Origin of the sequence: Salinivibrio sp. ML323, from assembly GCF_001995745.1 — a bacterium.
GTDB classification, from domain to species: Bacteria; Pseudomonadota; Gammaproteobacteria; order Enterobacterales; family Vibrionaceae; genus Salinivibrio; species Salinivibrio kushneri.
On the sequence record NZ_MUES01000001.1, the window covers coordinates 17,749 to 42,797 of the forward strand.

The following is a 25,049-nucleotide window of genomic DNA, read 5'->3' on the forward strand; positions in this document are numbered from 1 at the left end:
GGATAACCCATTGTGCCGACGCGTTAACTGCAGAATATGGAAACAGATCGCGTGGAAAAGCTTCGAACCTCTGGGGTGCTCGTGCTAGACTTCCTCCTTATTTATCCAGTTTGCGAAATCGTTTCGCGCGCAACCAAGAACAGTGGGAGTCACCTATGGCCAGCCGTGGCATAAACAAAGTCATCTTGATTGGTAATTTGGGCAACGATCCGGAAATCCGTTACCTCCCCAACGGCGGTGCGGTGGCGAACCTCAGCCTCGCGACCTCAGAGTCATGGCGTGATAAAAACACCGGTGAGATGCGTGAGAAAACAGAGTGGCACCGTGTTGTGCTGTTCGGTAAAACCGCCGAAGTCGCGGGTGAGTATCTGCGCAAAGGCTCTCAGGTGTATATCGAAGGTCAACTGCAGACACGTAAGTGGCAAGACCAAAACGGGCAAGACCGTTACACCACGGAAGTCGCGGTACAGCCGTTTAGTGGCAGCATGCAAATGCTGGGTGGCCGTGGTGGTCAGAACCAAGGTCAGCCCATGCAGCAGTCACCGCAGCAGCAAGGTGGATGGGGACAGCCTCAGCAGCCTAAGCAACCACAGCAAAACTTTAACCAACAGCCACCGCAACAACAGTCGGCACCACAGCCACAGTCGCAACCTCAGCAGCAATATAACGATTTGCCTGATTTTGACGACGACATTCCGTTCTAAAACGCGCGGCGTGAAATGGCGTGTCAACGCCAAGGTTGTTGCAACGAAAAAGCCCCGGTTGGGGCTTTTTGCGTTTTGGCATGGTCGGTCACTGAACGGAAGGAGTTAGGCGACGCCAGGCCCTGCTTTTAAGAAGTGTGGCAGTTGTGTCGGCGTTGGACATTTTAACTGGCCCATCACTTGCGTCATTTGTTGGGTGAGCATGTCTATTGCATGCTCACCGCCGTGGTGACCCACCGCGCCACAGGCATAGACAAAAGTGCGGCCCAGCAAGGTAAAGTCAGCGCCCATGGCCATCGCTTGGGCCACATTCCCGCCGCTTTGTACGCCACTGTCCATCAATAGTTTAATCTTGTCACCATATAAGCGCTTGATGGTTTGAATGGTATCCAGTGGCGACTCGCCAACATCTAACTGACGCCCCCCGTGGTTAGATAAGACCACCGCGTCGGCCCCGAGCGCAACCGCTTGTTTGACATCGTCTGGGTTGACCAAGCCTTTTAGTACCAAGGGGCCGTCCCAGTTATCGCGGATCACCTTAAGGCTGTCGAAGTCGACGGCGCCCATCACCGTATTGTTCATAAAGTTGGCCAGTTCGCTGGTGGGCATGTTTTTTGGCATATAAGGCTTGAGGGTTTGCATTTCAGGTACACCGGCCAGTAACGTCTGCCAGCTCCACGCCGGACACTGCATCATTTGCAGGATATTGCGAAGGTTCATTTTCGGCGGCATCGCCAAGCCATTTTTTATATCGCGCGGACGATAACCGAAGGTCGGCACATCCACGGTCACCACCAGTACCTTATACCCTGCGCGTTTGATACGCCCCATGAGATCCTCACGGATCTTGGCATCCGTCGGATTATAGAGTTGATACCACGCCGTTCCCTCAGAGATCTCGGCGATGGTTTCAAGACTCGCTGAGGATACGGTGCTGAGTACATAAGGAAGCTTTGCTCGATAGGCCGCTTTCGCTAGAATTTCCGGGGCCTTGGGCCACATTAACCCTTGAAGTCCCACAGGGGCGACACCAAAAGGCGCGGCATAGCGTTGGCCAAATAACTCGACGGATAAGTCGATCTCTGGGGTAGGTGCAAGCAAGTCAGATTGCAGTTTTACGTGTTCAAACGCCCCGGCATTGTGCGCCACGCCAATCTCATCATGGCAACCGCCACAAAGGTAATCAAAGGCGAACGCGGGGATACGCCGCTTTGCGGCGCGTTTGAGAGAAGGAGTATCAGGGTATTTAGGATTATAATAGGCCATGGGTCTCGTGCCTTGTTGCGGTGAGTGTCTTGGCTCACCCTAGCGCAGTGATTGTTATCGATATATAGATAAAAGATAAAATACTTTTTCCAAAATCGGCTAAGCCCTGATGAAGCTTGGTATTACCTATGCTTTAACGGCACACTAAACGTACAAGCCTTTAACTTTTTGTTTAATAAAGTCGATGAATAATTTGGTTTTGGTGTGGTTGTACTCCAGCTTAGGGTAGTAGGCGTAGGCCGATAATCGTGGTTGCTTAAGGGCTGGCAGCACCGGGACCAATAAGCCTTGATCGATTTCTTTCTGCACCGTCCCGGCGCCCCCTAAAATGATCCCCATACCAATCACGGCAGCACTGACTAAGGCTTCAGGGTTAGGTGAGACAAAATTCCCGGATAATTGTAAGCGGGTGCCATCTTCAAACACCCGCTCTTGAGGCTGATGTRAATTACCGTACAGCAAAATATTGTGTTGGGTTAACTGCTCGGGTGCGGTGATAGGAGGATGGCGTTCGAGATAGGCAGGGGCGGCAAAAAAGCCAGGTTGAAAATCAAATAACTTAGCGGCGATGTAGCTGGCGGAGTTAAAATATTCGAGTTCACGGCTGATCACCACGTCTAGGTTCAGATCCGGCAGCTGACCAGGGGTGAGGGTGGTGAGTTCGACTTTGATTTTCGGGTAAATCTCAAGAAACTCAGCAATAAAGTTGACCAGAAAGCGGTTCCCTGTCACCAATGGTGCCCCGATACGCAACACACCACTGACCTCACCAAAGGTGGAGGTGGTCTCACTGACTAATTGTTGCCAGTCGTCGACCCACGTCTTGGCGCGATGGTAGAAGAGATCGCCCGCATCCGTCATCGACAGACTGCGCGTGGTGCGTTTGAGCAATTGCACGCCCAATTGGCGCTCTAGCCAGCTTAAGCGTTTTGAAAGGGCAGAGCTTGAGGTGTGTAGCTTGGTGGCCGCTTGGGCTAGCGAGCCATGATCCACCACGCAGATAAAGCTTTGTGTACAGGTAATCCAGTCCATGAGTCCTCGTTGCGTAAAAAGACAGCCACCGATTCGTGGTCTAGGCATTCACATTATGATAACCAAGCCTGATAATAGCGGCTATTAGCCCCCAAAGGCGACCCAAGTCAGCAGAGAATCATGGATAGAACAGCCAATGCGATCAAAGTCAGCGGTATGAAGCTGACCAACCGACTCGTAGCATTTGTCACCCTTATTGTGGTGTGCGCCATTTTTGTGTTGTTTATTGGCGGTGCGATCAGTTTTCGCCAGTTAGGGATTGATTTTATCTCGCATTATGTCGATGGCATGGTGGAGGTCATCGATCAAGAGATGGCAGGCGATCAGCGCGATAACCAATACTTTTCGCGTTGGCTCCCCAAGATGTTGAAAGCCAGTGATGTAACGTCCCTAACGATTTACTCGGACGCTGGCATTCTGTATCAATACGAACAAATTCAGTACCAGACAGTTGCTAACCAGCAGGTGATCTCGCGCGATATTCCTTTGGAGAGCAACCCTGGTTTTGCCGTCAAATTGACCTTCGTACCGCCTTATGCGGAGTTTGCCTATTCGATTGGTCCATTGTCCTCGTTATCGGCGGCGATTTTGGTGATTGTATTGGGGCTCACATGGGGGATCCGTTGGCTCCGGCGTCAGCTGTATGGCAGTGAGGTGCTCGAGCAGCGTGGCCGACTGATTTTAGCAGGGCGACTCGACGATGCGCAGCAAGGCGACCCCCGCGAGTGGCCAATCCCAGCCAGTGCGGCGTTGACTCAGCTTATCGAAGAGCTTAAAGAAGCCCGCCAAGAGCGAAGCCGCTTTGATACCTTTATTCGCACCAACACCTTTTTAGACCAACTCACCGGCGCTGCGAATCGAGTGATGTTTGATAATCGCCTGCATACCCTGGCCAGTGATGATGCCAGCCAAGGTAGTGTGATCTTGGTGCGAGTGGCAGAATGGGAAGATTTGGTGGCGCAGCATGGGCAAGAAGCCGCCGACCAACTGATTCAAGCGATTGGCAATGTCCTGTCTAATGCGATTCAGCGCTTTCCCGATGCGGTGCTGGCGCGCTATTTTGCCTCGGATTTCGCCATTTTACTGGTCAACCAAGCTGGAGACGAAGTGCATCCCTTTTTAGCGCAAATCACCAATGCGTTAGATAAGCTCGCTCCCCCGGAGGCACTTGATCAAGACAACTGGTTTCATCTTGGCATGACCTCGTTTGGTGCCAGTGAGCGACGTGGACGATTAATGGACGAAGCCGAGCGCGCACTTAAAGCGGCGGTACTAACCGGCCAGAATGGTTGGTCACAGTTCGATAAGCAACTCAGCCAACTGGATAAGCGGGGCAGTGTGCGTTGGCGGACGTTGCTCGAGTCGGTGATGGCAGGAGAGGGACCGATGCTTTATCGCCAACCTGTGTTTGCGCGAGATGGCAAAACCCGCCTTCATTATGAACTTTTAGGCCGAATTAAGGACGAAAAGGGCAAGGTACTCAAGGCTTCGCGCTTTTGGCCAGGCGTCGAGTGGGTCGGTATGGATGTGGCGTTTGACAAGGCGACCATGGGTCGCGCGCTGTGGTGGTTAAAAACGCGTGACTATATCGATAACTACGCCGTCAATGTAAGTGCATACTCACTTTGTCAACGTGAGTTTGTGGTGTGGCTGCGCGATATCTTGCTACAAACGCCACGCAGTACCTTGAATCGCTTACTGGTGGAAGTGTCTGAAGGCGCTTTGGTTTCACACTTTGATGCGGCGCGGCCTTGCTTACGAATGATTGCCGCGTTAGGGTGCCGTCTAGTTGTTGACCAAGCAGGTAGAACGATAGTGAGCACTCACTATGTTAAGGATATTCAACCAGCCTATATCAAGCTTCACCGTAGTTTGGTGCGCAATATTGACCAACGACCAGAGAACCAGTTGTATTTACGCAGCGTGTTAGGTGCTTGTGAGGCCACCACTACCGAGGTACTGGCGGTGGGCGTGGAAACCAATGAGGAATGGTCTGTGGTGAAAGAACTGGGTGTCGCTGGCGGACAAGGGCGGCTGCTTGGGGCGGAAATGTCTCCGCATCCGGCACAGAGAAAACGCCGCCGATGGGGGAAGCGATGAGTCCAGCTATCAAGCTCTCCCACCAACACGGACGCGGATGGTTAGAAGCCTTACTCGTCGTCAGTATCTTGTCGGTGCTGGTGGTGATTGCGATCCCGAAGTTTTACGATTATGAGGCGGATGCCAATGTGTCAGCGCTTAAAGGCTTAAAAAGCGGTATCGAAAGCGCCATGACGCAAACACATGCATTGGCCGAAAAGAAAAAGGTCAGTGATCAGGCTGAACACACACTGACCGTCAATGGCACGTCCATTCGCGTTTCTTATGGCTACCCCGAGATCAGTGCCCTGCCTGAGTTAGTGACGGCGCTGAAGGATGCAACGCGTTGGCAGTTACGACGCTATCCAGATAAGAATCGGGTCGACTTGATCTGGCTGTTCCATGAGCAGCCCGCGACGGATTGTTACTTAACGTATAACGAGGCAACGGCGTCAACGAAGGCATCGACGCAGTTGGTGATCCATCAGTCATGCCAATCACCAACCCGAGAAAGACAACAGGAATAATGTGTTGTTGATGAAAAAAACATCAAAATGACAGCGCATTGAAAAAAAACACAGATCTCATTCAGGTTTACAGCACCGTATCTTGCCGCTTACCTTACGCGTTGATACATTTAGCTCAATTTGTCTGATTTCATAGCTTGCAGGATTAATCGACCATCATGTTTAAGAAACTTCGCGGGATGTTTTCCAACGATCTATCCATTGACTTGGGAACCGCCAATACACTGATTTACGTAAAAGAACAGGGCATTGTTCTGGATGAGCCGTCTGTTGTTGCTATTCGCCAAGACCGTGCAGGCTCTCCCAAGAGTGTGGCTGCTGTGGGTCATGATGCGAAGCAGATGCTAGGTCGAACACCGGGGAACATTGCCGCGATTCGTCCGATGAAAGACGGTGTGATTGCTGATTTCTACGTCACAGAAAAAATGCTGCAGCACTTTATCAAATCGGTACACGATCACAGCTACATGCGTCCAAGCCCGCGCGTCTTGGTGGCGGTACCTTGTGGCTCAACCCAAGTTGAACGCCGAGCCATCCGTGAGTCGGCATTAGGGGCCGGTGCCCGTGAAGTCTACTTAATTGATGAGCCGATGGCGGCAGCGATTGGCGCAGGCTTGCCGGTGTCCGAAGCAACCGGTTCGATGGTGATCGATATCGGCGGCGGTACCACAGAAGTGGCGGTCATTTCGCTTAATGGCGTGGTGTATTCATCGTCGGTCCGTATTGGTGGGGATCGTTTTGATGAGTCTATCATCAATTATGTTCGCCGAAATTATGGCAGCTTGATTGGTGAAGCCACTGCAGAGCGGATTAAGCATGAAATCGGGTCCGCCTACCCAGGCGATGAAGTGCGTGAAATTGAGGTACGTGGTCGTAACCTCGCTGAAGGGGTGCCGCGTAGCTTCACGCTTAACTCCAATGAGATCTTAGAAGCCCTGCAAGAGCCGCTAACTGGGATTGTCTCTGCGGTGATGGTGGCGCTCGAGCAATGCCCACCGGAGCTAGCATCTGATATTTCTGAGCGTGGCATGGTGATCACCGGCGGTGGTGCGCTGCTACGTGATCTTGATCGCTTGCTGACCGAAGAAACCGGTATTCCAGTGGTCGTTGCCGAAGATCCACTGACGTGTGTCGCGCGTGGCGGGGGTAAAGCGCTGGAAATGATCGATATGCACGGCGGTGATCTTTTTAGCGAAGATTAACGTGACTGCGCCTACAAACAGGTCGTTTTCATTATGAAACCTATGTTTGGCAGAGGACCCTCTCTGCAATTGCGCCTGTTTTTCGCTCTTTTACTATCAGTCAGCCTTATGCTGGCTGATAGTCGTCTTGATGCGTTCGCTGGGGTGCGTTATTTCCTAAACACGTTGGTGGCGCCGCTACAATATGCGTCCAACGTCCCGCGCGACACGCTAGATGAACTGGTGATGCAGTTTCGTTCTCACCAACGTTTGGTGGCAGAGAACCGCGCATTGCGAAAGCAGGTGTTACAACTGGAAAGTGATCAGCTTCTGTTAGCGCAGACAGAGCGTGAAAATCAGCGTCTACGCGAGCTGCTGGGCTCGTCGTTTATTCGTGATGAACGCAAAATGGTGGCTGAAGTCATGGCCGTTGACTCGGACCCTTATAAACATCAAGTCATGCTAGATAAAGGGCGGACGAATGGCGTGTATGAAGGGCAACCGGTGATCAACGAGCACGGGGTGGTTGGCCAAATTGCGTATGTGGGTGCCCACAATAGCCGCGTGCTACTGCTGACCGATCCCACCCATGCGATCCCCGTTCAGGTCATGCGCAATGATATTCGGGTGATTGCGTCTGGGCGCGGGTCGACCCACTACGTCGGGTTGGACAATATTCCTAGCAGCACGGACATTAAAGTGGGTGACAAATTAGTCACCTCGGGACTGGGCGGAGTCTTTCCTGAAGGCTACCCGGTGGGCACGGTGACGGAGTTTTCGTTTGATAACAAGCGCCCGTTTGCGCAAGTGCGAGCCACCACAGCGGTGAAGTTTGATCGCCTGCGTTATCTGCTTTTGGTGTGGCCAACTCCCGAAAAGGGCGAGAACGCGCGCCCGGATCAGCCTGTCGCGCAGTCGTCGTCAGACACCGCACCATCACCTGATACAGCGCCATCGTCAGATGGTGAGGGAGAAGCGCCGTAATGGCAAATGTGACATTTCGCGGCCAGTTTGTCGTCTGGCTCTCTTTTATCATTGCGCTGATTTTGCAAGCCGCTCCCTGGCCGGGGGAACTGGCTCCCTTTCGTCCTTCTTGGGTCTTGCTCGTCACGTTTTATTGGGTGCTGGCATTACCCCATCGGGTGAATGTTGGTACGGCGCTAGTACTCGGCCTGTTATGGGATTTAATGTTGGGCTCAACCCTTGGGGTGCGCGGCTTGATGATGGCGATTTTGGTCTACATCGTGGCGCTGAACTTTCAATTGTTACGCAACATGTCGTATTGGCAGCAGGCACTCTTGTTGGCATTACTGACCTTGGCGGGAAAATTGATCGAGTTCTGGGCGGAGTACTTGGTGTCTAACGTACAGTTTAACCCAGAGCAGCTTTGGGCCGGTGTGCTTAATTTTATACTCTGGCCTTGGATCTTTCTGTTATTGCGCCGTTTACGTCGTCGCTTTGCCATTCGCTAACGCACTAATCGTAAAGAGGTATCATGAGCTGTGACTTATATCTGGCCTCGGGGTCGCCTCGACGTCATGAATTACTCACCGAAATGGGCGTGAATTTTTCCCGGGTGGTGGTCGATGTAGCGGAGCAACAACAGGCCGGTGAGTCCCCTTACGCCTACGTGTCGCGCTTATCGCAAGACAAGGCACGAGCAGGGGTGGTGCAAACCGGTGGCCATACCCCGGTGCTCGGTGCGGATACTATTGTGGTAGATGGCGAGCAGGTACTCGAAAAGCCTGATGATAAAGCGGAGGCAGTCCGAATGCTTAAGCAACTGTCAGGACGCGAGCACCAAGTGATGACCGCGGTCACTGTCGCCWATGCCATGAAGCAGATCACCACTGTGGTGACCACCAAGGTATGGTTTTGTACGCTCAGTGATGAGCAGATTGAGGCGTATTGGCAATCGGGCGAGCCCGTCGATAAGGCTGGCGCCTATGCGATTCAAGGGCTGGGCGGTAAATTTGTGACACGTATTGATGGTAGCTATCACGCCGTGGTTGGTTTGCCACTGTATGAAACCGAGCAGCTGCTCAAACAATTTTCGGTCTGAGCGCACATCTGTCGCTAGGCCCCACTTTTGAGAGATTCGGGGAAACCATGAGTGCGGAACTGCTAATAAACGTCACCCCTAGCGAGACGAGGGTGGCGATGATTGATGGGGGGAACCTCCAAGAAATCCATATCGAACGTGAAGCAAAGCGTGGCATTGTAGGCAATATCTACAAAGGTAAAGTCAGTCGTGTGTTGCCTGGCATGCAGGCAGCCTTTGTCGATATTGGCCTAGAGAAAGCGGCGTTCTTACATGCCTCAGATATTGTTCCTCATACCGAGTGCGTGTCGGAAAATGAGAAGCAACAATTCCAAGTGCGCGATATCTCCGAATTGGTTCGCCAAGGGCAAGATATTGTGGTGCAAGTGGTCAAAGATCCGCTGGGCACCAAGGGCGCGCGTCTTACCACCGATATTACCTTGCCTTCGCGTTATCTGGTCTTTATGCCGGGAGCGGCCCATGTTGGGGTATCACAACGCATTGAAAGTGAAGATGAACGTAAGCGCCTAAAAAGCATTGTCAGTGATTACTGTGACGAATTGGGTGGTTTTATTATCCGTACTGCCGCTGAAGGGGCAACAGACAATGAGATGGCGCAAGACGCCGCTTTTTTAAAGCGTCTGTGGAATAAGGTGTTAGAGCGTCGCACGCGTTATCCCGCCAAATCCATGCTGTATGGTGAGCTGGCACTGGCACAGCGCATTGTGCGTGACTTTGTGGGCACCGAGCTGGATTTAATTCGGGTGGATTCCAAGCAAGCCTATGAAAAACTCCAAGAGTTCACCTCTGAGTTTGTGCCGGAGCTGGCCGATAAATTGGTGTATTACGACGGCCAGGTGCCGATTTTTGACATGTACGACACCGAAAATGAAATTCAACGCTCATTGGAGCGCAAGGTTCAGCTCAAGTCTGGCGGCTATCTGATTATCGATCAGACCGAGGCGATGACCACCATTGATATCAATACAGGTGCGTTCGTCGGGCGACGGAACCTGGATGAGACTATCTTTAATACTAATATTGAGGCCACACGTGCGATTGCTCGCCAATTGCGGCTAAGAAACCTAGGCGGGATCATCATTATCGATTTTATCGATATGAGCACCGATGAGCACCGGCGTCGCGTGTTGCACTCACTCGAGCAGGCGCTCAGCCAAGACAGGGTAAAAACCAATATCAATGGCTTCACCCAGCTAGGGCTAGTGGAAATGACACGCAAACGTACGCGAGAAAGTATTGAACATGTGCTGTGCGGTGGCTGTCCAACCTGTGACGGACGAGGCTCGGTCAAAACGGTAGAAACTGTCTGCTACGAAGTGCTACGTGAAATCACGCGCGTTAACCGCATTTATGAAGCGGATAAGTTTGTGGTGTACGCGGCCCCGGCGGTGATTGAGGCATTGGCAGAGGAAGATTCGCACCTTGTGGCGGAGTTGGAAGTGTTTATTGGCAAGCAAGTGAAAGTGAAATCCGAGCCTTTATACACGCAAGAACAGTTTGATGTAGTAATGATGTAATCCATGGCCTGGATGAGAAAGGGTATGCGCTGGCTAACGGTCAGCGCCATCAGTGTCATCGTGATAACCGCCTTGCTAATCGGCGGTTTGCGCTTTCTATTGCCCAATATGGATATATTGCAAGCCCCATTGCGGCAATGGGTGTCTGAGCAAACCGGTTTTAGTGCGCAAGTGGAAGGCATTGCTGGCCAGTGGCGCAATCTAACGCCGTCATTGCAACTTGAAAACGTCGCGCTCGCCACCAGCGACAACGGCCCCCCGTTGTTAACCGCTCGCGCCATTAATTYGCAATTGGATGTCTCTGCCACCCTCATTCGGCGTCAGCCCGTCTTTTCCCATGTCACCCTCGATGGACTGGTGTTCGATACCGGTCAACTACCCGATAAAAACACCCAAGCGGGTGTGCGAGAGCGACTAGAAGACTTATTCTTGGCGCGACTGGGACAATTTTCCATCCCCAATGCCAAGGTGATCCTGGTCACCCCTTCGCTGGAAACCCAAACACTGGTGATCAGTGACTTGTTTTGGCGCAATAACCAAGGTGAGCACCAGGTACAAGCCAGGCTTGGCATGCAAGGCACGCAACTCGATAAGGTGCGAGTGAATGCCGCTTTCCGCGAAACGGACGGCTTGAGTACGTTAACGGGCGACGTTTATTTGGCCAGTGAGGCGATGGATATTGCCCCTTGGTTGACGAAAAATCTGACGCCATCCGCCACGATCAACACCGCCCGTTTAGACGCAAAAGCCTGGGTCAGGGTGGAGCAGGGGCGTGTCGACAATGGACTGTTGTCGATTGATCATTTCGCGTTAGCGTGGCAAGAGGGTGATCACCAAGCGAAGCAATGGGCGATAAAAGACAGTCAGGTTCAGTGGCAGGCTGTCGATGAACAGACGTGGCGTCTCGACACGGATGGGCTATGGGTACAAACCGGCGCGACCACTCAGGCAGCGCTGTCACAGCTCTCTTGGCAGGGGGCGCTCGACAACTGGCGTCTCAATGCGGCGAATGTTGATATTGCCTCTTTACGGCCTTTGCTTGGGCTTGCCAGTCAATCGGCGCAACAGCACAGTGCGGCGGCCGCTTTATCGCCATCAGGGCAAATCCGTTCGTTAGCGTTGAGTAAATCACCTGACGCCCCGTTGCGTTACCAAGCGACACTGGATAAGGTCTCAGCCAAGCGCTGGGGCTACCTGCCTGCGTTCCAAGGCCTGAGCGCGACTCTCTCCGGGCAAGGCCAGCAAGGCCAAGCACAGCTTGAGCTTGGCGCACAATCCTTGCCTTACGGCGACTTTTTTCAAGCGCCGCTGCCGCTTGAACACGGTGCGTTGACCCTCAATTGGCAGCCCACCAAACAAGGCTTGTCAGTATGGAGTGAGCAGGCAGTGGTCAAGGGAGCAGACGTGCAAGGGCAAGGTGCATTTCGTCTGGATATTCCCTCAAAAGGCGCGCCTTTTTTGGCGTTATACGTGCAGGCCGACGTATCGGATGCTGGGCAGACATGGCGCTATCTCCCCACCCGGGCATTGCCTGACTCGTTAACCGATTACCTTTCTCGCGCCATTCAAGCCGGACGGGCCAAAGACAGTGAAATTCTTTGGTTTGGTGCCCTCGATGCGTTTCCTTACCAGGATCACAGCGGCATTTTTCAAGCCAAGGTACCGCTGCGCGGCGGGGCGTTTAGCTTTAACACCGCTTGGCCGACGTTGACGGAGCTCGACGCCCGTTTACTGTTTGAAAATGCGCGCTTAGCGATTGAGGGTGACCATGTTCGTTTGGGCGACGCTGTCAGTCGCCAAGTGCAAGCTGAGATTGCCGATATGACCCAGCCGGACAGCGAACTCGATATTCACGCGTCATTGGCGGCAACCGGATCGGCTGTCCGCCAATACATGCTGGCAACGCCTTTAGTAGACACGGTGGGAGCGGCCTTGACTCATGTGCAAGTCGATGGGCTGGTTAATGCTAACCTCGGGCTCAATATCCCGCTCAATGGTGAGCAGCCTCATGCCGAGGGGAGAGTGCGCTTTACCGGCAACCAGGTATCGATTCAGGCACCCGATATGCAACTGGATAACCTGTCCGGCGAGCTGGCCTTTAGCGACGACACCCTCACCACTCAGTCTATGCAGGCTCAATGGTTAGGGCAGCCCGTCAGCCTCCAGTTTACGGGCGAAACCGTGGCCGCCGGGTATCAGCTTGACTTAGGTATGGATGCGGATTGGGATGTGGTGCCATTGCTGGACACGCTTTCGTTGCCACTTGACGCTTACCTGGCGGGCGGTGCACGTTGGCAGGCGGGGCTCGATTTAACCTTAAATGATACCGGTTTTGATTATCGGCTCGGTGTGGATGTCGATACCACGCCGTTGCAGTCGACCTTGCCCGCGCCACTAAACAAACCACGCTGGCAAAAAGGGCAGGCGCGTATCGAGGCGACCGGGAACAGTGAAGGCTTGGCTGGGCGTGTGGCGCTTCCTGGCGTGAATTATCAAGCGCGCATCAATACCCAAGGCCGGCGTCCGCAGTTTACCGCCAGTCAATGGCAGATTGGTGAGCAAGGTAGCCGCTTATTGGCAACGCGTGGTCATCGTTTTGATCTAAAGCTTGAGCAACTCGATCTCGCGGCTTGGAAGCGAGTTTGGCAGCAGGCCAGTCAATCCTGGCCGAGCGGAAGCGGGCCATATCCTGCTTTACCCATGCCGCAGCGTATTAATGCCAAGATCGAGACGGTGAGAGCAGACCCTTTAGCGTTTCACGATGTGTCTTTAGCGGCGCGACACAAAGCTGAGGGCTGGGATCTGTTAATGGGCAGTCGTGAGCTAAGCGGGCAAGCCATGTGGCCGACACAAGGGCGCTTGAACGTTGAGATTGATCATTGGCATATCAATCGTCAGTTGACTGAGGAGGAACAGACGACGGATAAGCCGCTTTTTGAACCTGTGGATACCCGGGCGAGCCCGGAAGAGAAAGCTTTGCTGGCTGCGATTCCGCCGACACACTTGGTGATTGAGGATCTGTGGCTGCAAGGGTATCGGCTCGGGCGCATTGAGGCGGTACTCGATAAGCAATCTTCACAAGTCGACCTTTCTTCCCTGACGCTAGAAAGTGGGAAAAACCACGCGTCCATCAGCGGCCATTGGCTGATTGACGATCAAGGCCACAATCAAACCGCGTTAACCCTCGCGTTAGGCGGGGAGAGTACGTCAGATCTCATGGGACGATTTGGTATCAGTGGCGGGATCCAAGATGCCAGCTTCACAACGCAAGCCTCGTTAGATTACGCGGGTCTGCCTTGGAAAGTCGATATTGCCAGCCTTAATGGTGATATCCGCTCTGATGTTAAAGACGGCTATATAAGCGGGGTGGGAGGCGCTGGGAAGCTGTTAGGGCTTTTCAGTCTCGACTCCATTCTGCGTAAAATTCAGCTCGATTTTTCGGGCGTATTTGAAGATGGTTTGGCCTTTGATGACATTACCGGGCGGGCTGTGATCACAAATGGCGTAGTGGTGACGGATAATATCCGCATGGATGGGATTGCCGGTGATATGGTTATTAAAGGAATTGCCAATTTGGTGACCAATCGCGTGAACGCCGATGTGCGATTTACGCCGGATATTACCTCTGGGATCCCAGTACTGAGCGCATTTGCGGTCACGCCACAGACGGCGCTGTATGTGTTAGCGGTCACCACCGCCATTTCACCCGTGGTGGACGTTTTCACCCAAGTTCGTTATCAAGTAAGCGGGCCGATAGGGACGCCCGATATTAGGGAAGTGTCGCGCGATAAAGAGGCACTCGCTTTGCCAGCCGACGCGACGGAACGATTGCGCCAACAAGCAGAAAACGCCAAGGAGTGAGCATGATGAAAGCAGGTGTTGTCCAGATGACATCCAGCGCCGATCCCAGCCACAACATGAAGGCATTGCAAGCCAGTTTACATCGGTTAAACGAGCAAGGGGTGAAACTGGTTCTCACCCCAGAAAATGCCCTAGTGTTTGGCGGCAAACAAGATTATCAACGGCATGCCGAGCGATTGGGTCATGGTCCACTGCAGCAACAGCTTGCCGAACTGGCCCATCATTACGACCTTTGGCTGGTGGTGGGCGCCTTTCCGATTCAAAACGATAATGGCATGTTAAGCAGCACGAGCTTGGTGTTTGACAACGCCGGACACCTGCGCGGCARTTATGACAAATTGCACCTATTTGATGTAGAAGTGGCCGATGCCCACGGACGGTATTGCGAGTCTGACTACTTTGAGGCTGGTGACCGTCTGGCCACGCTCGATACGCCGTTCGGCTGCCTTGGATTAAGTATCTGCTACGATGTTCGCTTTGCCCCCATGTATCAAGCGCTACGCGCCCAAGGTGCCGATATCATAACCGTGCCAGCGGCCTTTACCCGCGTGACCGGTCAAGCGCATTGGGAAACCTTGTTGCGGGCGCGAGCAATAGAAACCCAATGCTGGGTAATTGCGGCAGGGCAGTGTGGTGAGCATAGTAAAGGACGCCAAACCTGGGGGCACTCGATGATCATCGATCCCTGGGGACAGGTCGTGGCGTCGCTGGGGAGTGAGCCAGGCGTGACCTGGGCTGAGCTTGATTTAAGTACAGGGGAATCCATTCGGCATAAGATGCCCGTACTGTCTCATACCCGGTTGCAAAGCCAATTGAAATAGCGCACCCTCGGCGCGTTATCTTTTTTCTCGGCTGCCGGCTCGGCAGCCACAACCAAGAGTAAACGAATGAGTCTGGAACAGGTCGAAGAAACCTTGCTGCGCCCGGCGGGCGTGAGTGAGTCGCAACTGCATGCGACACTGGCGCACCTGAGCGGTCGCCAGATTGACTACGGTGATATTTTCTTCCAATCCACCTGGCATGAATCCCTCGCCTTGGAAGACAGCATCATTAAAGACGGTTCATTTAATATCGACCGCGGGGTCGGTGTGAGAGCGATCAGCGGTGAAAAAACCGGATTTGCCTATTCGGATCAGCTCACCCCCGATGCCTTAATGCAAAGTGCCACTGCAGCACGCGGGATTGCCCCGGCTGGCGGGCAAGGCAAGGTGAGCGCGTTTTCTGCGGTGCACGCAAGGCCGTACTATGGTCCCATCGATCCGCTCGCGAGCCTAACCCGCGAGCAAAAGATCGCTCTACTCAAAGAAATAGACAGCTACATCYGTGCTAAAGAACCACGGGTGAAAGAAGTGAATGCCAGCCTAAACGGCCTTTATGAGCAAGTGCTGGTGGCCGCCACCGATGGCACCTATGGCGCCGATATTCGTCCATTGGTTCGCTTGTCGGTTTCTGTATTGGTTGAACAAGATGGGCGCCGTGAACGCGGCAGTGCGGGGGGCGGTGGCCGTTATGGCTATGACGTATTCTTGCAAGAGGATGCCGGTAAATCACGCGCGCTGCAGTTTGCCGATGAAGCGATTCGCCTAGCCCTGGTTAACCTACGCGCCGACGCGGCACCGGCAGGCACCATGCCCGTGGTGTTGGGGGCCGGCTGGCCAGGCGTCTTATTGCATGAAGCGGTCGGACACGGCTTAGAAGGAGACTTTAACCGTAAAGAGTCGTCGGTATTTACCGGTCGCCTTGGCGAGCAGGTCACCTCACCGCTGTGTACCATTGTTGATGATGGCACCATGAATGATCGCCGCGGCTCAATGAGCATCGATGATGAGGGGGTTCCGGGTCAGTACAATGTGTTAATCGAAAAGGGTGTGCTCAAAGGCTATATGCAAGATAAGCACAATGCCGGCCTCATGGGCGTCGCGCCCACCGGTAATGGCCGTCGTGAGTCGTATGCGCACCTGCCGATGCCGCGGATGACCAATACCTACATGCTAGGCGGTGAAAGCTCGCCAGCGTCGATGATTGCCAGCGTGGAGCGTGGCTTATACGCGCCAAACTTTGGCGGCGGTCAGGTCGATATTACCTCGGGTAAGTTTGTATTCTCCACCTCAGAGGCTTACCTGATTGAAAACGGTGAACTGACCACGCCAGTGAAAGGGGCGACCTTAATTGGCAGCGGCGTCGAAGCGATGCAGCAAGTCTCGATGGTGGGGAATGATTTGGCCATCGATCCCGGTGTTGGGGTGTGTGGTAAAGCTGGGCAAAGTGTTCCTGTGGGGGTTGGACAGCCGACCTTGAAGCTGGATGCGATGACGGTCGGAGGCACTGAGTCTTAAGTCCTAAGTCTGCACGCCAGTGCGGGGCACTGGCGTGGCAATTTACAGGCTTTGGTCGTAAAAGCTTTTGAGATACTGGAAAATCTCGCGATACGCCTTGGGCGGTTTGTTTTGCTGCTGCTCTTTTTTAGCCTGGCGTGCTAGCTGACGTAAACGTTGACGATCGGCATCAGGGTACTGCAACAGCACATCGCTAATCGCACTGTCGCCTTGGTCAATGATGCGGTCACGCAGTTGCTCAAGCTTGTGAAGCTCGACCGTTTGCTGAGCATGCTTATTTTGCAACTTATCAAGCGCAGCCTGAATCGGCTCAGGGTCACGAGAGCGCATAAGCTTGCCAACATATTGCAGTTGGCGACGGCGCGCTTCGTTCTTCAAGCGTTGGGCGTCTGTAATCGCGCTGAGCAAGTCATCGTCGAGCGGGAATTTTTCTAACACGGCTGGTTTGAGTTTGACCAGTGCTTCGCCAAGTTCTTGCAAGGCAAGCATATCGCGTTTCATCTCGGACTTGCTGACCCAGATGATCTCTTCCTCTTCCTCCCAGGGAGCGGGTTTATTTTTACGGCCCATGTTCAACCTCAGTGAGAATGTGCAATGACACGTATGTTAACAAGAAATGCGCCCAAACGCGGGCTTTTTTATCATAGGCGCGTGGCGCTGAGTGTGTCGAACTTGAATGCGAATCAAAAAGGTCAACTATGAGTGTGAAACAACAAGTCGCCGAGCAAGAGCAGCAACTTCGTCAAGCTGTCAGCCGTGCGCTCGACATGGCATCGGCCAAAAGTGACCAGGCGGAAGTGGCGATTACCAAAAGTACCGGCATCAGCGTCAGCTCGCGGATGGGCGAAGTCGAGAACGTGGAGTTCAATCAAGATGGTGCCCTTGGGATCACCGTTTACCGGGATCAGCGCAAAGGCAGCGCATCCACCACTGATTTGTCGGACAAAGCGATCGCGAAAACCGTTGAAGCGGCGCTTGAGATCGCAAGCTATACCTCGCCGGATCCTTTCGGAGGCCCAGCCCCTAAAGCGTTAATGGCCTTTGACTATCCTGACCTCGATTTATTCTATCCCGATGAGCCCGAGCCGGATACCGCCGCCGCGTTGGCGATTGAAGCCGAGCAAGCGGCACTGAGCCATGACAGCCGAATCAAGTTCAGCGATGGTGCCAGCTATGACAGCCACTATGGGGTGCGTGTCTATGGCAATAGCCATGGCATGCTCGGCAGTTACCCTTCAAGCCGCCAAGCGCTAAGCTGCTCAGTGATAGCGGAGAGTGACGCAGGGATGGAGCGTGACATGAGCTACACGGTGGCACGGGACAAAGCGGACTTATGGACACCGGGCTTTGTGGGAGTCGAAGCGGCCAAACACGCTGTGGCGCGGCTTAACCCACGCAGTGTCTCGACGTGCCAAGTGCCGGTGATGTTCGACCGCAGTGTGGCGACCGGGCTGTTTGGCCATTTGGTGATGGCGATCAGCGGTTCAGCGCTTTACCGCAAGTCCTCTTTCTTATTGGATAAGAAAGGCGAGCAGATCTTCCCAGATTGGCTCACCATCAACGAGTTACCCCATGTACGAAAAGGCGCCGCGAGTGCACCCTTTGATAGTGAAGGAGTGATCACACAAGACAGGCGCATCATTGAAAAGGGGGTATTAAACACCTATCTCGCCACCAGTTATGCCGCGCGTAAGCTCGGCATGGAACCAACCGGCCATGCCGGCGGCATTCACAACTGGTACGTGAGCCACACCGGTCAAGATGCCGATGCCATGCTAAAAACCTTAGGCACGGGATTATTGGTGACTGAGTTGATGGGACAAGGAGTGAACCCAGTGACTGGCGATTACTCACGCGGTGCCGCCGGCTTTTGGGTGGAAAATGGTGAGATCCAATACCCGGTGAGCGGGATCACCATTGCCGGCAATCTTAATGAGATGTTTGCTAACATTGTCGCGATTGGTACCGATATCGAGACGCGCAGCCAAATTCAAACCGGCTCAGTGATCATTGATGGCATGAAGGTGGCCGGAGAGTAACGCCTCGGTCAGCCACCCATTCCTGACGGAGAGACCACCAAGCACGTGTATCGTGCTTGGTGTTTTTTTATCCGGCGATAAAGGCGAGTAACAGCACACCCAATACCAAGCGGTAGATCACGAAGGGTAACATGCCCACCCGTGTCACCAGCTTTAAAAAGGCGTGAATACACGCGTAAGCACTGACAAACGACACCAATAGCCCAACACCGATCGCGTCCATGGCCACCGGCTCTGGGCTGGTCGCCAATTGCAGCCCCAGATAGGAGCCAGCGAGGGTAATGATAGGAATCGACATCAAAAACGAAAATCGTGCCGCGGCTTCGCGCGTATAACCGAGCATTAATGCCGCAGTGATGGTGGCGCCTGAGCGCGACGTCCCAGGAATCAAGGCAAGGGCTTGCGCCACACCTATCAGTACGGCGCGGTAGGGCGTGGTTTGATACTCATCGCATGTTTGGGTCGCTTTGCGATCCGCCCACCACAATAAGCCACCAAAAATCAGTGTGGTTGCCGCGATCACCCAGGCTGCACGCAGGTAAAGCTCGATCACGTCTTTTAAAAACAAACCGGCGATACACGCTGGGATCGTGGCTAAGACGATCATCCATGCCAATTGACTATCCGAGCTGTGCTCACCTTTGAGCGAGGCAAAAAAGGCTTTAAGGAGATTCCACACTTCACGGCGAAAATACCCCACCACAGCGGCCAGTGTGCCGACGTGTACAGCAACATCAAAGGCAAGGCCCTGATCGACCCAGCCAAAAAGCTGTGAAGGCAGAATAAGGTGCGCGGAGCTAGAAATAGGAAGAAACTCGGTTAACCCTTGAATCAAGGCCAAAAAAAAGGCTTCAAAGAGGCTCATGGTGCTTAAATATCCTTCAAATACGTCGGCGTCTCAATCGGCCATAGTGGTTGATCTTGGTCAAAGGCTTGCCAAAGCTGGGCGAATGTCCGGCCATCGCCAGGAATGGCTTGATCAGGGCAGAGCTCGGCGAGTGGCCACAGGGTAAAGGCAAATTTATAGATATCATCACGTGGTAAGGTGGGGCCACCGGATTGACAGTGATCACCAAAGGTGAGTAAGTCGATATCTAAGGTACGATCGCGATATTTAATGTCATCACGCTGACGGCCATGTTGCTGTTCAATGTCACGAACGGCTTGCCAAAAATCGTGCAACGGAAGCGAGGTGTGAAGCTCGGCAATCAGGTTGTAAAAGTGAGGGCCTTCAAACCCGACTGGTTCGGCTTCAAAAATGCGGGAAAAGCGACAGTGTGGGTCAAGCTGACGCAAGGCTTTAACGGCCTGTTCGATGTGATGATCGCGCTCGATATTAGAGCCGATACTAAGTAATGCTTGTGTCACCGTGTACCTCGCTCTATGACTACACCCACGTTACCAGCCTGAGCGACCGCGCCTGGCTTGGCCACCCGCACTCTAATCCAGCTGACGCCAAACTGGGTTTGAATTAATTGAGCAACCTCTTCCGCCACGCGTTCGATCAACGCACAGCGGCTAGCCTGTACATGGGCGATAACCGCCTCACTGATACTGGCATAATCAAGCGCTAGCGACACGTCATCCTGCTGGGCGGCGGGTTGATTATCGTGCGCCATTTCAATATCGAACACCAACTTTTGCTGGATGGCTTGTTCCCAATCGTAGACACCGATAGTGGTGTACACGTCGAGTTGCTCTATGAATACGGAATCCATGTTTTTTCACACTCCGTGACAGGTCGGATACCACTGTGGTAAGAAAGTTCGTATTATTGGATGTGTTCATTGACAGATGGATACGCAATGCGTTCCGATCCATGATAGGTTTATCGATGAACGTCGGCGCACTATAGCAACGAATGCGGCACAAACTCTAGGGATTTCACATGACTGCACTGGCCATTGCCATCATCATCGCTGCCTACTTACTTGGCTCTGTGTCCAGTGCCGTGTTGGTTTGTCGCGCGTTTGGCTTGCCAGACCCAAGAGATCAAGGGTCGAAAAACCCAGGGGCGACGAACGTTTATCGTCTCGGTGGGCGCTTTGCCGCGGCCTGGGTGCTGCTGTGTGATATGCTAAAAGGGATGATCCCCGTTTGGCTAAGCTACCTGATTGGCATTAATCCATTTCTACTGGGCCTTATCGCCATTGCGGCCTGTCTAGGACATATTTATCCGGTCTTTTTCCATTTCCGTGGCGGCAAAGGGGTGGCGACCGCACTGGGCGCCATGGCTCCGATTGGTTTGAGCTTAACTGGCCTGCTGGTGGTGACCTGGGGGTTGGTGCTTGTGTTGACGGGCTACTCGTCACTCAGTGCGATTGTGACAGCGATCGTCGCCCCGCTATTTACCTGGTGGATAAAGCCGCAATTTACCATGCCCGTTGCCATGCTTTCGTGTTTGATTTTGTTTCGTCACTACGACAATATCCGGCGCTTGCTGGATGGTGACGAAAAACCCGTGTTTCTTGGTTGGTGGCGACGTTAGCGACGGGTGAGAAGCAGGTTACGCTAGCGCGTTCGCAGCAAAAAAGGCAGCCTCAGGCTGCCTTTTGTCTGTCTGGTTTGACCAACGACTATGCGTCGGTTTCGACCGCGGCAAGCGTGTCGAGTGGCCAACGTGGCTGGGCTTTTACACCGAGACCCAGATGCTCGCCGTTTTTAAGCCGCTGCATGCCCGCATAAGCGATCATTGCGCCATTATCGGTACAAAACTCAGGACGAGGATAGAACACATCGCCGCCGCGCTTTTGCGTCAGCGCCTCCAGCTTTTCCCGTAAATGACGGTTGGCACTCACGCCGCCCGCGACCACTAAGCGATTCAGACCGCACTGATCGAGCGCTCGCTTACACTTGATAGCTAAGGTATCGACCACGGCATCTTGAAACGCATAAGCAATATCGGCGCGCGTTTGTTCGTCCGTCTCATTAGCGGCGATGGTATTGGCGGCAAAGGTTTTTAAGCCGGAGAAGCTAAAGTCTAACCCGGGGCGATCGGTCATCGGGCGTGGAAAAGTAAAACGGCCGTGGGTGCCGTTTTCTGCCAATTTCGACAGCAAGGGGCCACCGGGATAATCGAGATTCATCAGTTTGGCCGTTTTATCAAACGCCTCACCGGCGGCGTCGTCAATTGACTCACCAAGAATGCGATACTGACCAATGCCTTTCACTTCGACCAGCTGTGTATGGCCGCCCGAGACCAATAGAGCAATAAATGGAAAAGGCGGCGGGTTGTCTTCTAGCATCGGGGCGAGAAGGTGACCTTCCATATGGTGAACGCCCACCGCGGGGACTTGCCATGCATAGGCCAGACTGCGTCCAATGGTTGAGCCAACCAGCAAGGCACCGACTAGGCCGGGGCCCGCGGTATAAGCAATTCCATCAATCTGAGCGGGGGTGAGGTTTGCCTCCGCCATGGCCGCTTTAATCAGCGGCAAGGTTTTTTTAACATGATCGCGCGAGGCAAGTTCAGGCACCACGCCACCATAATCAGCGTGAAGCTTGACTTGGCTGTAAAGTTTATGTGACAGCAGGCCCGCTTGGTCGTCGTAGATGGCGACGCCGGTTTCGTCACAAGATGTCTCTATGCCTAGAATGCGCATCATAACCTCAGAATAACAGCCGATAGATGGAGTGCTTACAGTCATGCTTCACGTATATTGTGATGACCAAAGCGAAGAAGACAGTGTCAGCGCAGGCTGACCGTGCGCGCAATCTTACATGGCTTAGAAGTAATTCGCCAGATGCGCTTTACAATCACCCCCTATTCGGATTAGAATTTCGCACCATTTTTAATCAAGGCTGGCCAATTGTTCGCCAGCAGTAACTGACAACCCCCGAGGTGAAAGGCACATGCCAGTAGTTAAAGTACGTGAAAACGAACCATTTGACGTAGCACTGCGTCGCTTTAAGCGCTCTTGTGAGAAAGCCGGTATTCTTTCTGAAGTTCGTCGTCGTGAGAACTATGAAAAGCCAACGACCGTTCGCAAACGCGCTAAAGCTGCCGCTCAGAAGCGTCACCTGAAGAAGTTGGCCCGCGAAAACCAACGCCGCGTACGTCTGTACTAATAAAGACAGATTCAGGAAGGTGCTATGGAATTGCTTGAACGTCTAAAAGACGCGCAAAAAACGGCGATGAAACAAAAAGACAAGGCGCGTCTCGGGACGCTTCGCCTTGTGATGGCAGCGATTAAACAGCAAGAAGTGGATACCCGTCAGTCGCTAAGCGACGAAGCTATCCTGGCTGTGCTGACCAAAAATGTGAAGCAGCGCCGTGATTCCGTAGCCCAGTACCAAGCAGCCGGTCGTGATGATCTTGCCGAGACAGAGCTTGCCGAGATTGCGGTGATAGAAGAATTTCTACCCCAACCGTTAAGCGATGACGAGGTCGATGCATTGGTGAAAGCAGCGGTTGAGAAAGCCGGTGCATCGTCAATGCAAGACATGGGCAAAGTCATGGGGGTATTAAAACCTCAGGTTCAAGGCCGTGCTGATATGGGAAAAGTAAGCCAGCGTGTTAAAGCACACCTAGGCTAGTCTTTTTCCACTCTATAACAAGCCGTGCTTTCCTCATTTGGACGGCGCGGCTTGTTTGCTTCTCTCCCTATAAATTTCAGGTTATGGCAGGCAGAATCCCGCGCGCATTCATTGATGACTTGCTTTCACGTCTCGACATCGTTGAGATCATTGATGCACGGGTCAAGCTCAAGAAAAAAGGCAAAAACTACAGTGCCTGTTGCCCTTTCCATAACGAAAAGACGCCTTCATTCAGTGTAAGCCAAGACAAGCAATTTTATCACTGCTTCGGATGTGGTGTGCACGGCAATGCTATCGACTTTGTGATGGAATTCGAGCGACTTGAGTTTCCTGATGCCATCGAAGAGCTCGCCAGCACCTTAGGCTTAGAGGTACCTCGTGAGCAAACCGGGGGCGGCAACACGCGTCCGAGTATGCCCAGTGATGACAAGCGTCAGATCTACGAGATGATGGAAGCCATTGCGCGTACCTACAGTGGCGAACTACGCACTGATGCGGGGCAAGTGGCCATTGATTACCTCAAACAGCGTGGTCTATCCGGCGAAGTAGTTAAGCAATTTGGTATTGGCTTTGTCCCGGATAAATGGGACACCATTAAGCGCCGCTTTGGTCGCAATCAAGCTGATATTCGTCAGTTGCTCACCGCTGGCATGTTGATTGAGAACGATAACGGCCATAGCTACGACAGATTCCGTGGCCGCGTGATGTTCCCAATCCGTGATCGCCGTGGGCGAGTAATCGGTTTTGGTGGCCGTGTATTAGGGGATGGCACCCCCAAATACCTTAACTCGCCAGAAACGCCGATTTTCCATAAAGGGCGTGAGCTATACGGCTTGTATGAGGTGATGCAACGCTATCGCCATCCCGAGCGTATACTCGTGGTAGAAGGGTACATGGACGTGGTCGCGTTGGCGCAATTTGGCGTGGATTATGCGGTGGCCTCCTTGGGCACCTCGACCACGGGCGAACATATTCAAACCCTTTTCCGGCAAACCGGTACTATACTGTGTTGCTACGACGGCGATAGAGCAGGACGCGATGCCGCTTGGCGGGCGATGGAGCAAGCGCTGCCTTATATCCACGATGGCCGCCAGTTAAAATTTATGTTTTTGCCTGACGGTGACGACCCGGACTCTATCATCCGCCAAGAAGGCAAAGAAGGGTTTGAGCAGCGTCTGGGCGAGGCGCAGAGTTTATCGACCTTTATGTTTACCACCTTGCTCAAGCAGGTGGATACCAGTAGCCAAGAGGGGAAAGCCAAGCTGGCGAATTTGGCGGTGCCGCTGATTGAAAAGGTGCCGGGTGATACCTTGCGGCTTTACTTGCGTAATACTCTGGGACAGAAGCTGGGGATTATGGATGATCATCAGCTTGATACCCTGATTCGTCGTCAAGGTCAGCCGGTGAAAGTGCATGGTCAACAGGACATTAAGCGCACGCCGATGCGTGAGGTGATTGCGCTGTTAGTGCAGTACCCCAAACTCGGCCAAGAAGTGCCGCCGTTGCCATCGGCCGATACCATTGATTTACCCGGGTTAGCGTTGTTAAACCCCATCCTTGAGATTTGCCGACAGCGCCCCCATATCACTACCGGTCAGTTGCTAGAGCACTGGCGGGGAACCAAGCAAGAAGCCTTGCTAGCCCGGTTGGCTGGCTGGGATCTACATGTTGACGATGAAAATGCGTCAGAACTTTTTTGCGATTCACTGGATAAAATACTCGCCCAGTGTGTCGAACAACAAATAGCCAAGTTGCAAGCGAAGTCAAATACCGTCGGCTTATCAGTCGAAGAGAAGCGGGAACTGATGCTACTGATACAGAGCCAGTCCGTTTAGAAAGTAGCCAGCAAAGGTGACATTTGTTAAAATTGGCGGTTTGCGTTTCCGCATACTAAATTCTTCACTCAGAC

At 53.2% G+C, this 25,049-nt stretch carries 23 protein-coding genes; 16 read left to right on the forward strand and 7 right to left on the reverse strand.

The window, feature by feature from the left end:
• Positions 1–155: 155 nt before the first annotated feature.
• A complete protein-coding gene (locus tag BZG13_RS00075) occupies positions 156–704 on the forward strand; it encodes a single-stranded DNA-binding protein (RefSeq protein ID WP_069361768.1) in 549 nt (182 codons plus the stop codon).
• Positions 705–809: 105 nt separating this feature from the next.
• Here BZG13_RS00075 and BZG13_RS00080 read toward each other — a convergent pair whose 3' ends face one another.
• Together BZG13_RS00080 and BZG13_RS00085 are read right to left on the reverse strand one after the other, a co-directional pair.
• Positions 810–1,970, reverse strand: a complete 1,161-nt coding sequence (locus BZG13_RS00080) for an alpha-hydroxy acid oxidase (RefSeq protein WP_077484127.1) — start codon at positions 1,968–1,970, stop codon at positions 810–812.
• 144 nt (positions 1,971–2,114) lie between these two features.
• Complete coding sequence (locus BZG13_RS00085) at positions 2,115–3,002, reverse strand: LysR family transcriptional regulator (protein WP_077484129.1); 888 nt, start codon at positions 3,000–3,002, stop codon at positions 2,115–2,117.
• A 120-nt stretch (positions 3,003–3,122) separates the two neighbouring features.
• Here BZG13_RS00085 and csrD point away from each other — a divergent pair, with 120 nt between their 5' ends.
• From csrD to tldD, 10 genes are all read left to right on the forward strand, one after another.
• Positions 3,123–5,102: an RNase E specificity factor CsrD gene (gene csrD, locus BZG13_RS00090; protein WP_069361771.1), complete on the forward strand. Its 1,980-nt coding sequence runs from the start codon at positions 3,123–3,125 to the stop codon at positions 5,100–5,102.
• Entirely contained in the window at positions 5,099–5,608 is a 510-nt protein-coding gene (locus BZG13_RS00095) for a hypothetical protein (protein WP_077484131.1), read from the forward strand. Before csrD ends, BZG13_RS00095 begins: the two co-directional genes overlap by 4 nt.
• A 158-nt stretch (positions 5,609–5,766) precedes the next feature.
• Positions 5,767–6,810, forward strand: coding sequence for a rod shape-determining protein (locus BZG13_RS00100; RefSeq protein ID WP_046073887.1), 1,044 nt, complete (start codon positions 5,767–5,769; stop codon positions 6,808–6,810).
• Positions 6,811–6,843: 33 nt separating this feature from the next.
• Positions 6,844–7,773, forward strand: coding sequence for a rod shape-determining protein MreC (mreC, locus tag BZG13_RS00105; RefSeq protein ID WP_077484133.1), 930 nt, complete (start codon positions 6,844–6,846; stop codon positions 7,771–7,773).
• A complete protein-coding gene (mreD, locus tag BZG13_RS00110; protein ID WP_077484135.1) occupies positions 7,773–8,261 on the forward strand; it encodes a rod shape-determining protein MreD in 489 nt (162 codons plus the stop codon). Before mreC ends, mreD begins: the two co-directional genes overlap by 1 nt.
• Before the next feature lie 23 nt (positions 8,262–8,284).
• Positions 8,285–8,851 (forward strand): Maf family protein, encoded by a 567-nt coding sequence (locus tag BZG13_RS00115; RefSeq protein ID WP_077484138.1) that lies wholly within the window; start codon positions 8,285–8,287, stop codon positions 8,849–8,851.
• 47 nt (positions 8,852–8,898) lie between these two features.
• A complete protein-coding gene (gene rng, locus BZG13_RS00120) occupies positions 8,899–10,368 on the forward strand; it encodes a ribonuclease G (RefSeq protein ID WP_069361774.1) in 1,470 nt (489 codons plus the stop codon).
• A 12-nt stretch (positions 10,369–10,380) separates the two neighbouring features.
• Complete coding sequence (locus BZG13_RS00125; RefSeq protein ID WP_443216348.1) at positions 10,381–14,229, forward strand: YhdP family protein; 3,849 nt, start codon at positions 10,381–10,383, stop codon at positions 14,227–14,229.
• 2 nt (positions 14,230–14,231) lie between these two features.
• Positions 14,232–15,050, forward strand: coding sequence for a carbon-nitrogen hydrolase family protein (locus BZG13_RS00130; RefSeq protein WP_077484142.1), 819 nt, complete (start codon positions 14,232–14,234; stop codon positions 15,048–15,050).
• 66 nt (positions 15,051–15,116) lie between these two features.
• Positions 15,117–16,565: a metalloprotease TldD gene (tldD, locus tag BZG13_RS00135; protein WP_077484144.1), complete on the forward strand. Its 1,449-nt coding sequence runs from the start codon at positions 15,117–15,119 to the stop codon at positions 16,563–16,565.
• A 42-nt stretch (positions 16,566–16,607) separates the two neighbouring features.
• Here tldD and yjgA read toward each other — a convergent pair whose 3' ends face one another.
• Positions 16,608–17,135, reverse strand: a complete 528-nt coding sequence (gene yjgA, locus BZG13_RS00140) for a ribosome biogenesis factor YjgA (protein ID WP_046073894.1) — start codon at positions 17,133–17,135, stop codon at positions 16,608–16,610.
• Between the two features lie 128 nt (positions 17,136–17,263).
• Here yjgA and pmbA point away from each other — a divergent pair, with 128 nt between their 5' ends.
• Positions 17,264–18,604 (forward strand): metalloprotease PmbA, encoded by a 1,341-nt coding sequence (pmbA, locus tag BZG13_RS00145; RefSeq protein WP_077484146.1) that lies wholly within the window; start codon positions 17,264–17,266, stop codon positions 18,602–18,604.
• A gap of 67 nt (positions 18,605–18,671) precedes the next feature.
• Here the strand turns inward: pmbA and BZG13_RS00150 are convergent, their stop codons facing one another.
• Genes BZG13_RS00150 through folB form a run of 3 tightly spaced genes read right to left on the reverse strand, consistent with a single transcriptional unit; the run spans position 18,672 to position 20,322 of the window.
• Positions 18,672–19,469, reverse strand: a complete 798-nt coding sequence (locus tag BZG13_RS00150) for an undecaprenyl-diphosphate phosphatase (protein WP_077484148.1) — start codon at positions 19,467–19,469, stop codon at positions 18,672–18,674.
• Positions 19,470–19,474: 5 nt separating this feature from the next.
• Positions 19,475–19,972 carry a 2-amino-4-hydroxy-6-hydroxymethyldihydropteridine diphosphokinase gene (folK, locus tag BZG13_RS00155; RefSeq protein WP_077484150.1) on the reverse strand — a complete coding sequence of 166 codons (498 nt, stop codon included), beginning with the start codon at positions 19,970–19,972 and terminating at the stop codon, positions 19,475–19,477.
• On the reverse strand, positions 19,969–20,322 hold the full coding sequence (gene folB / locus BZG13_RS00160; protein WP_077484152.1) for a dihydroneopterin aldolase: 354 nt from the start codon (positions 20,320–20,322) through the stop codon (positions 19,969–19,971). Before folB ends, folK begins: the two co-directional genes overlap by 4 nt.
• A gap of 170 nt (positions 20,323–20,492) precedes the next feature.
• Between folB and plsY the strand changes: the two genes are divergently transcribed.
• Complete coding sequence (gene plsY / locus BZG13_RS00165; protein WP_077484154.1) at positions 20,493–21,092, forward strand: glycerol-3-phosphate 1-O-acyltransferase PlsY; 600 nt, start codon at positions 20,493–20,495, stop codon at positions 21,090–21,092.
• 88 nt (positions 21,093–21,180) lie between these two features.
• Here plsY and tsaD read toward each other — a convergent pair whose 3' ends face one another.
• The gene (gene tsaD, locus BZG13_RS00170; RefSeq protein WP_069363298.1) at positions 21,181–22,206 is read right to left on the reverse strand and encodes a tRNA (adenosine(37)-N6)-threonylcarbamoyltransferase complex transferase subunit TsaD; all 1,026 of its coding nucleotides are present in this window, start codon (positions 22,204–22,206) and stop codon (positions 21,181–21,183) included.
• 250 nt (positions 22,207–22,456) lie between these two features.
• Between tsaD and rpsU the strand changes: the two genes are divergently transcribed.
• From rpsU to dnaG, 3 genes are all read left to right on the forward strand, one after another.
• Positions 22,457–22,672, forward strand: coding sequence for a 30S ribosomal protein S21 (gene rpsU / locus BZG13_RS00175; protein ID WP_046073901.1), 216 nt, complete (start codon positions 22,457–22,459; stop codon positions 22,670–22,672).
• Positions 22,673–22,696: 24 nt separating this feature from the next.
• On the forward strand, positions 22,697–23,140 hold the full coding sequence (locus tag BZG13_RS00180; protein WP_069363299.1) for a GatB/YqeY domain-containing protein: 444 nt from the start codon (positions 22,697–22,699) through the stop codon (positions 23,138–23,140).
• 83 nt (positions 23,141–23,223) lie between these two features.
• A complete protein-coding gene (gene dnaG / locus BZG13_RS00185; RefSeq protein WP_069363300.1) occupies positions 23,224–24,975 on the forward strand; it encodes a DNA primase in 1,752 nt (583 codons plus the stop codon).
• The last annotated feature ends 74 nt before the right edge of the window (positions 24,976–25,049 follow it).

Coding starts and splice junctions, on each gene's coding strand:
- pmbA (WP_077484146.1), top strand. CDS start 17,264: ATGAGTGTGAAACAACAAGTCGCCGAGCAAGAGCAGCAACTTCGTCAA.
- BZG13_RS00095 (WP_077484131.1), top strand. CDS start 5,099: ATGAGTCCAGCTATCAAGCTCTCCCACCAACACGGACGCGGATGGTTA.
- BZG13_RS00075 (WP_069361768.1), top strand. CDS start 156: ATGGCCAGCCGTGGCATAAACAAAGTCATCTTGATTGGTAATTTGGGC.
- yjgA (WP_046073894.1), bottom strand. CDS start 17,135: ATGGGCCGTAAAAATAAACCCGCTCCCTGGGAGGAAGAGGAAGAGATC.
- dnaG (WP_069363300.1), top strand. CDS start 23,224: ATGGCAGGCAGAATCCCGCGCGCATTCATTGATGACTTGCTTTCACGT.
- rng (WP_069361774.1), top strand. CDS start 8,899: ATGAGTGCGGAACTGCTAATAAACGTCACCCCTAGCGAGACGAGGGTG.
- BZG13_RS00150 (WP_077484148.1), bottom strand. CDS start 19,469: ATGAGCCTCTTTGAAGCCTTTTTTTTGGCCTTGATTCAAGGGTTAACC.
- plsY (WP_077484154.1), top strand. CDS start 20,493: ATGACTGCACTGGCCATTGCCATCATCATCGCTGCCTACTTACTTGGC.
- BZG13_RS00080 (WP_077484127.1), bottom strand. CDS start 1,970: ATGGCCTATTATAATCCTAAATACCCTGATACTCCTTCTCTCAAACGC.
- folB (WP_077484152.1), bottom strand. CDS start 20,322: ATGGATTCCGTATTCATAGAGCAACTCGACGTGTACACCACTATCGGT.
- mreC (WP_077484133.1), top strand. CDS start 6,844: ATGAAACCTATGTTTGGCAGAGGACCCTCTCTGCAATTGCGCCTGTTT.
- rpsU (WP_046073901.1), top strand. CDS start 22,457: ATGCCAGTAGTTAAAGTACGTGAAAACGAACCATTTGACGTAGCACTG.
- BZG13_RS00100 (WP_046073887.1), top strand. CDS start 5,767: ATGTTTAAGAAACTTCGCGGGATGTTTTCCAACGATCTATCCATTGAC.
- BZG13_RS00180 (WP_069363299.1), top strand. CDS start 22,697: ATGGAATTGCTTGAACGTCTAAAAGACGCGCAAAAAACGGCGATGAAA.
- csrD (WP_069361771.1), top strand. CDS start 3,123: ATGGATAGAACAGCCAATGCGATCAAAGTCAGCGGTATGAAGCTGACC.
- mreD (WP_077484135.1), top strand. CDS start 7,773: ATGGCAAATGTGACATTTCGCGGCCAGTTTGTCGTCTGGCTCTCTTTT.
- tsaD (WP_069363298.1), bottom strand. CDS start 22,206: ATGCGCATTCTAGGCATAGAGACATCTTGTGACGAAACCGGCGTCGCC.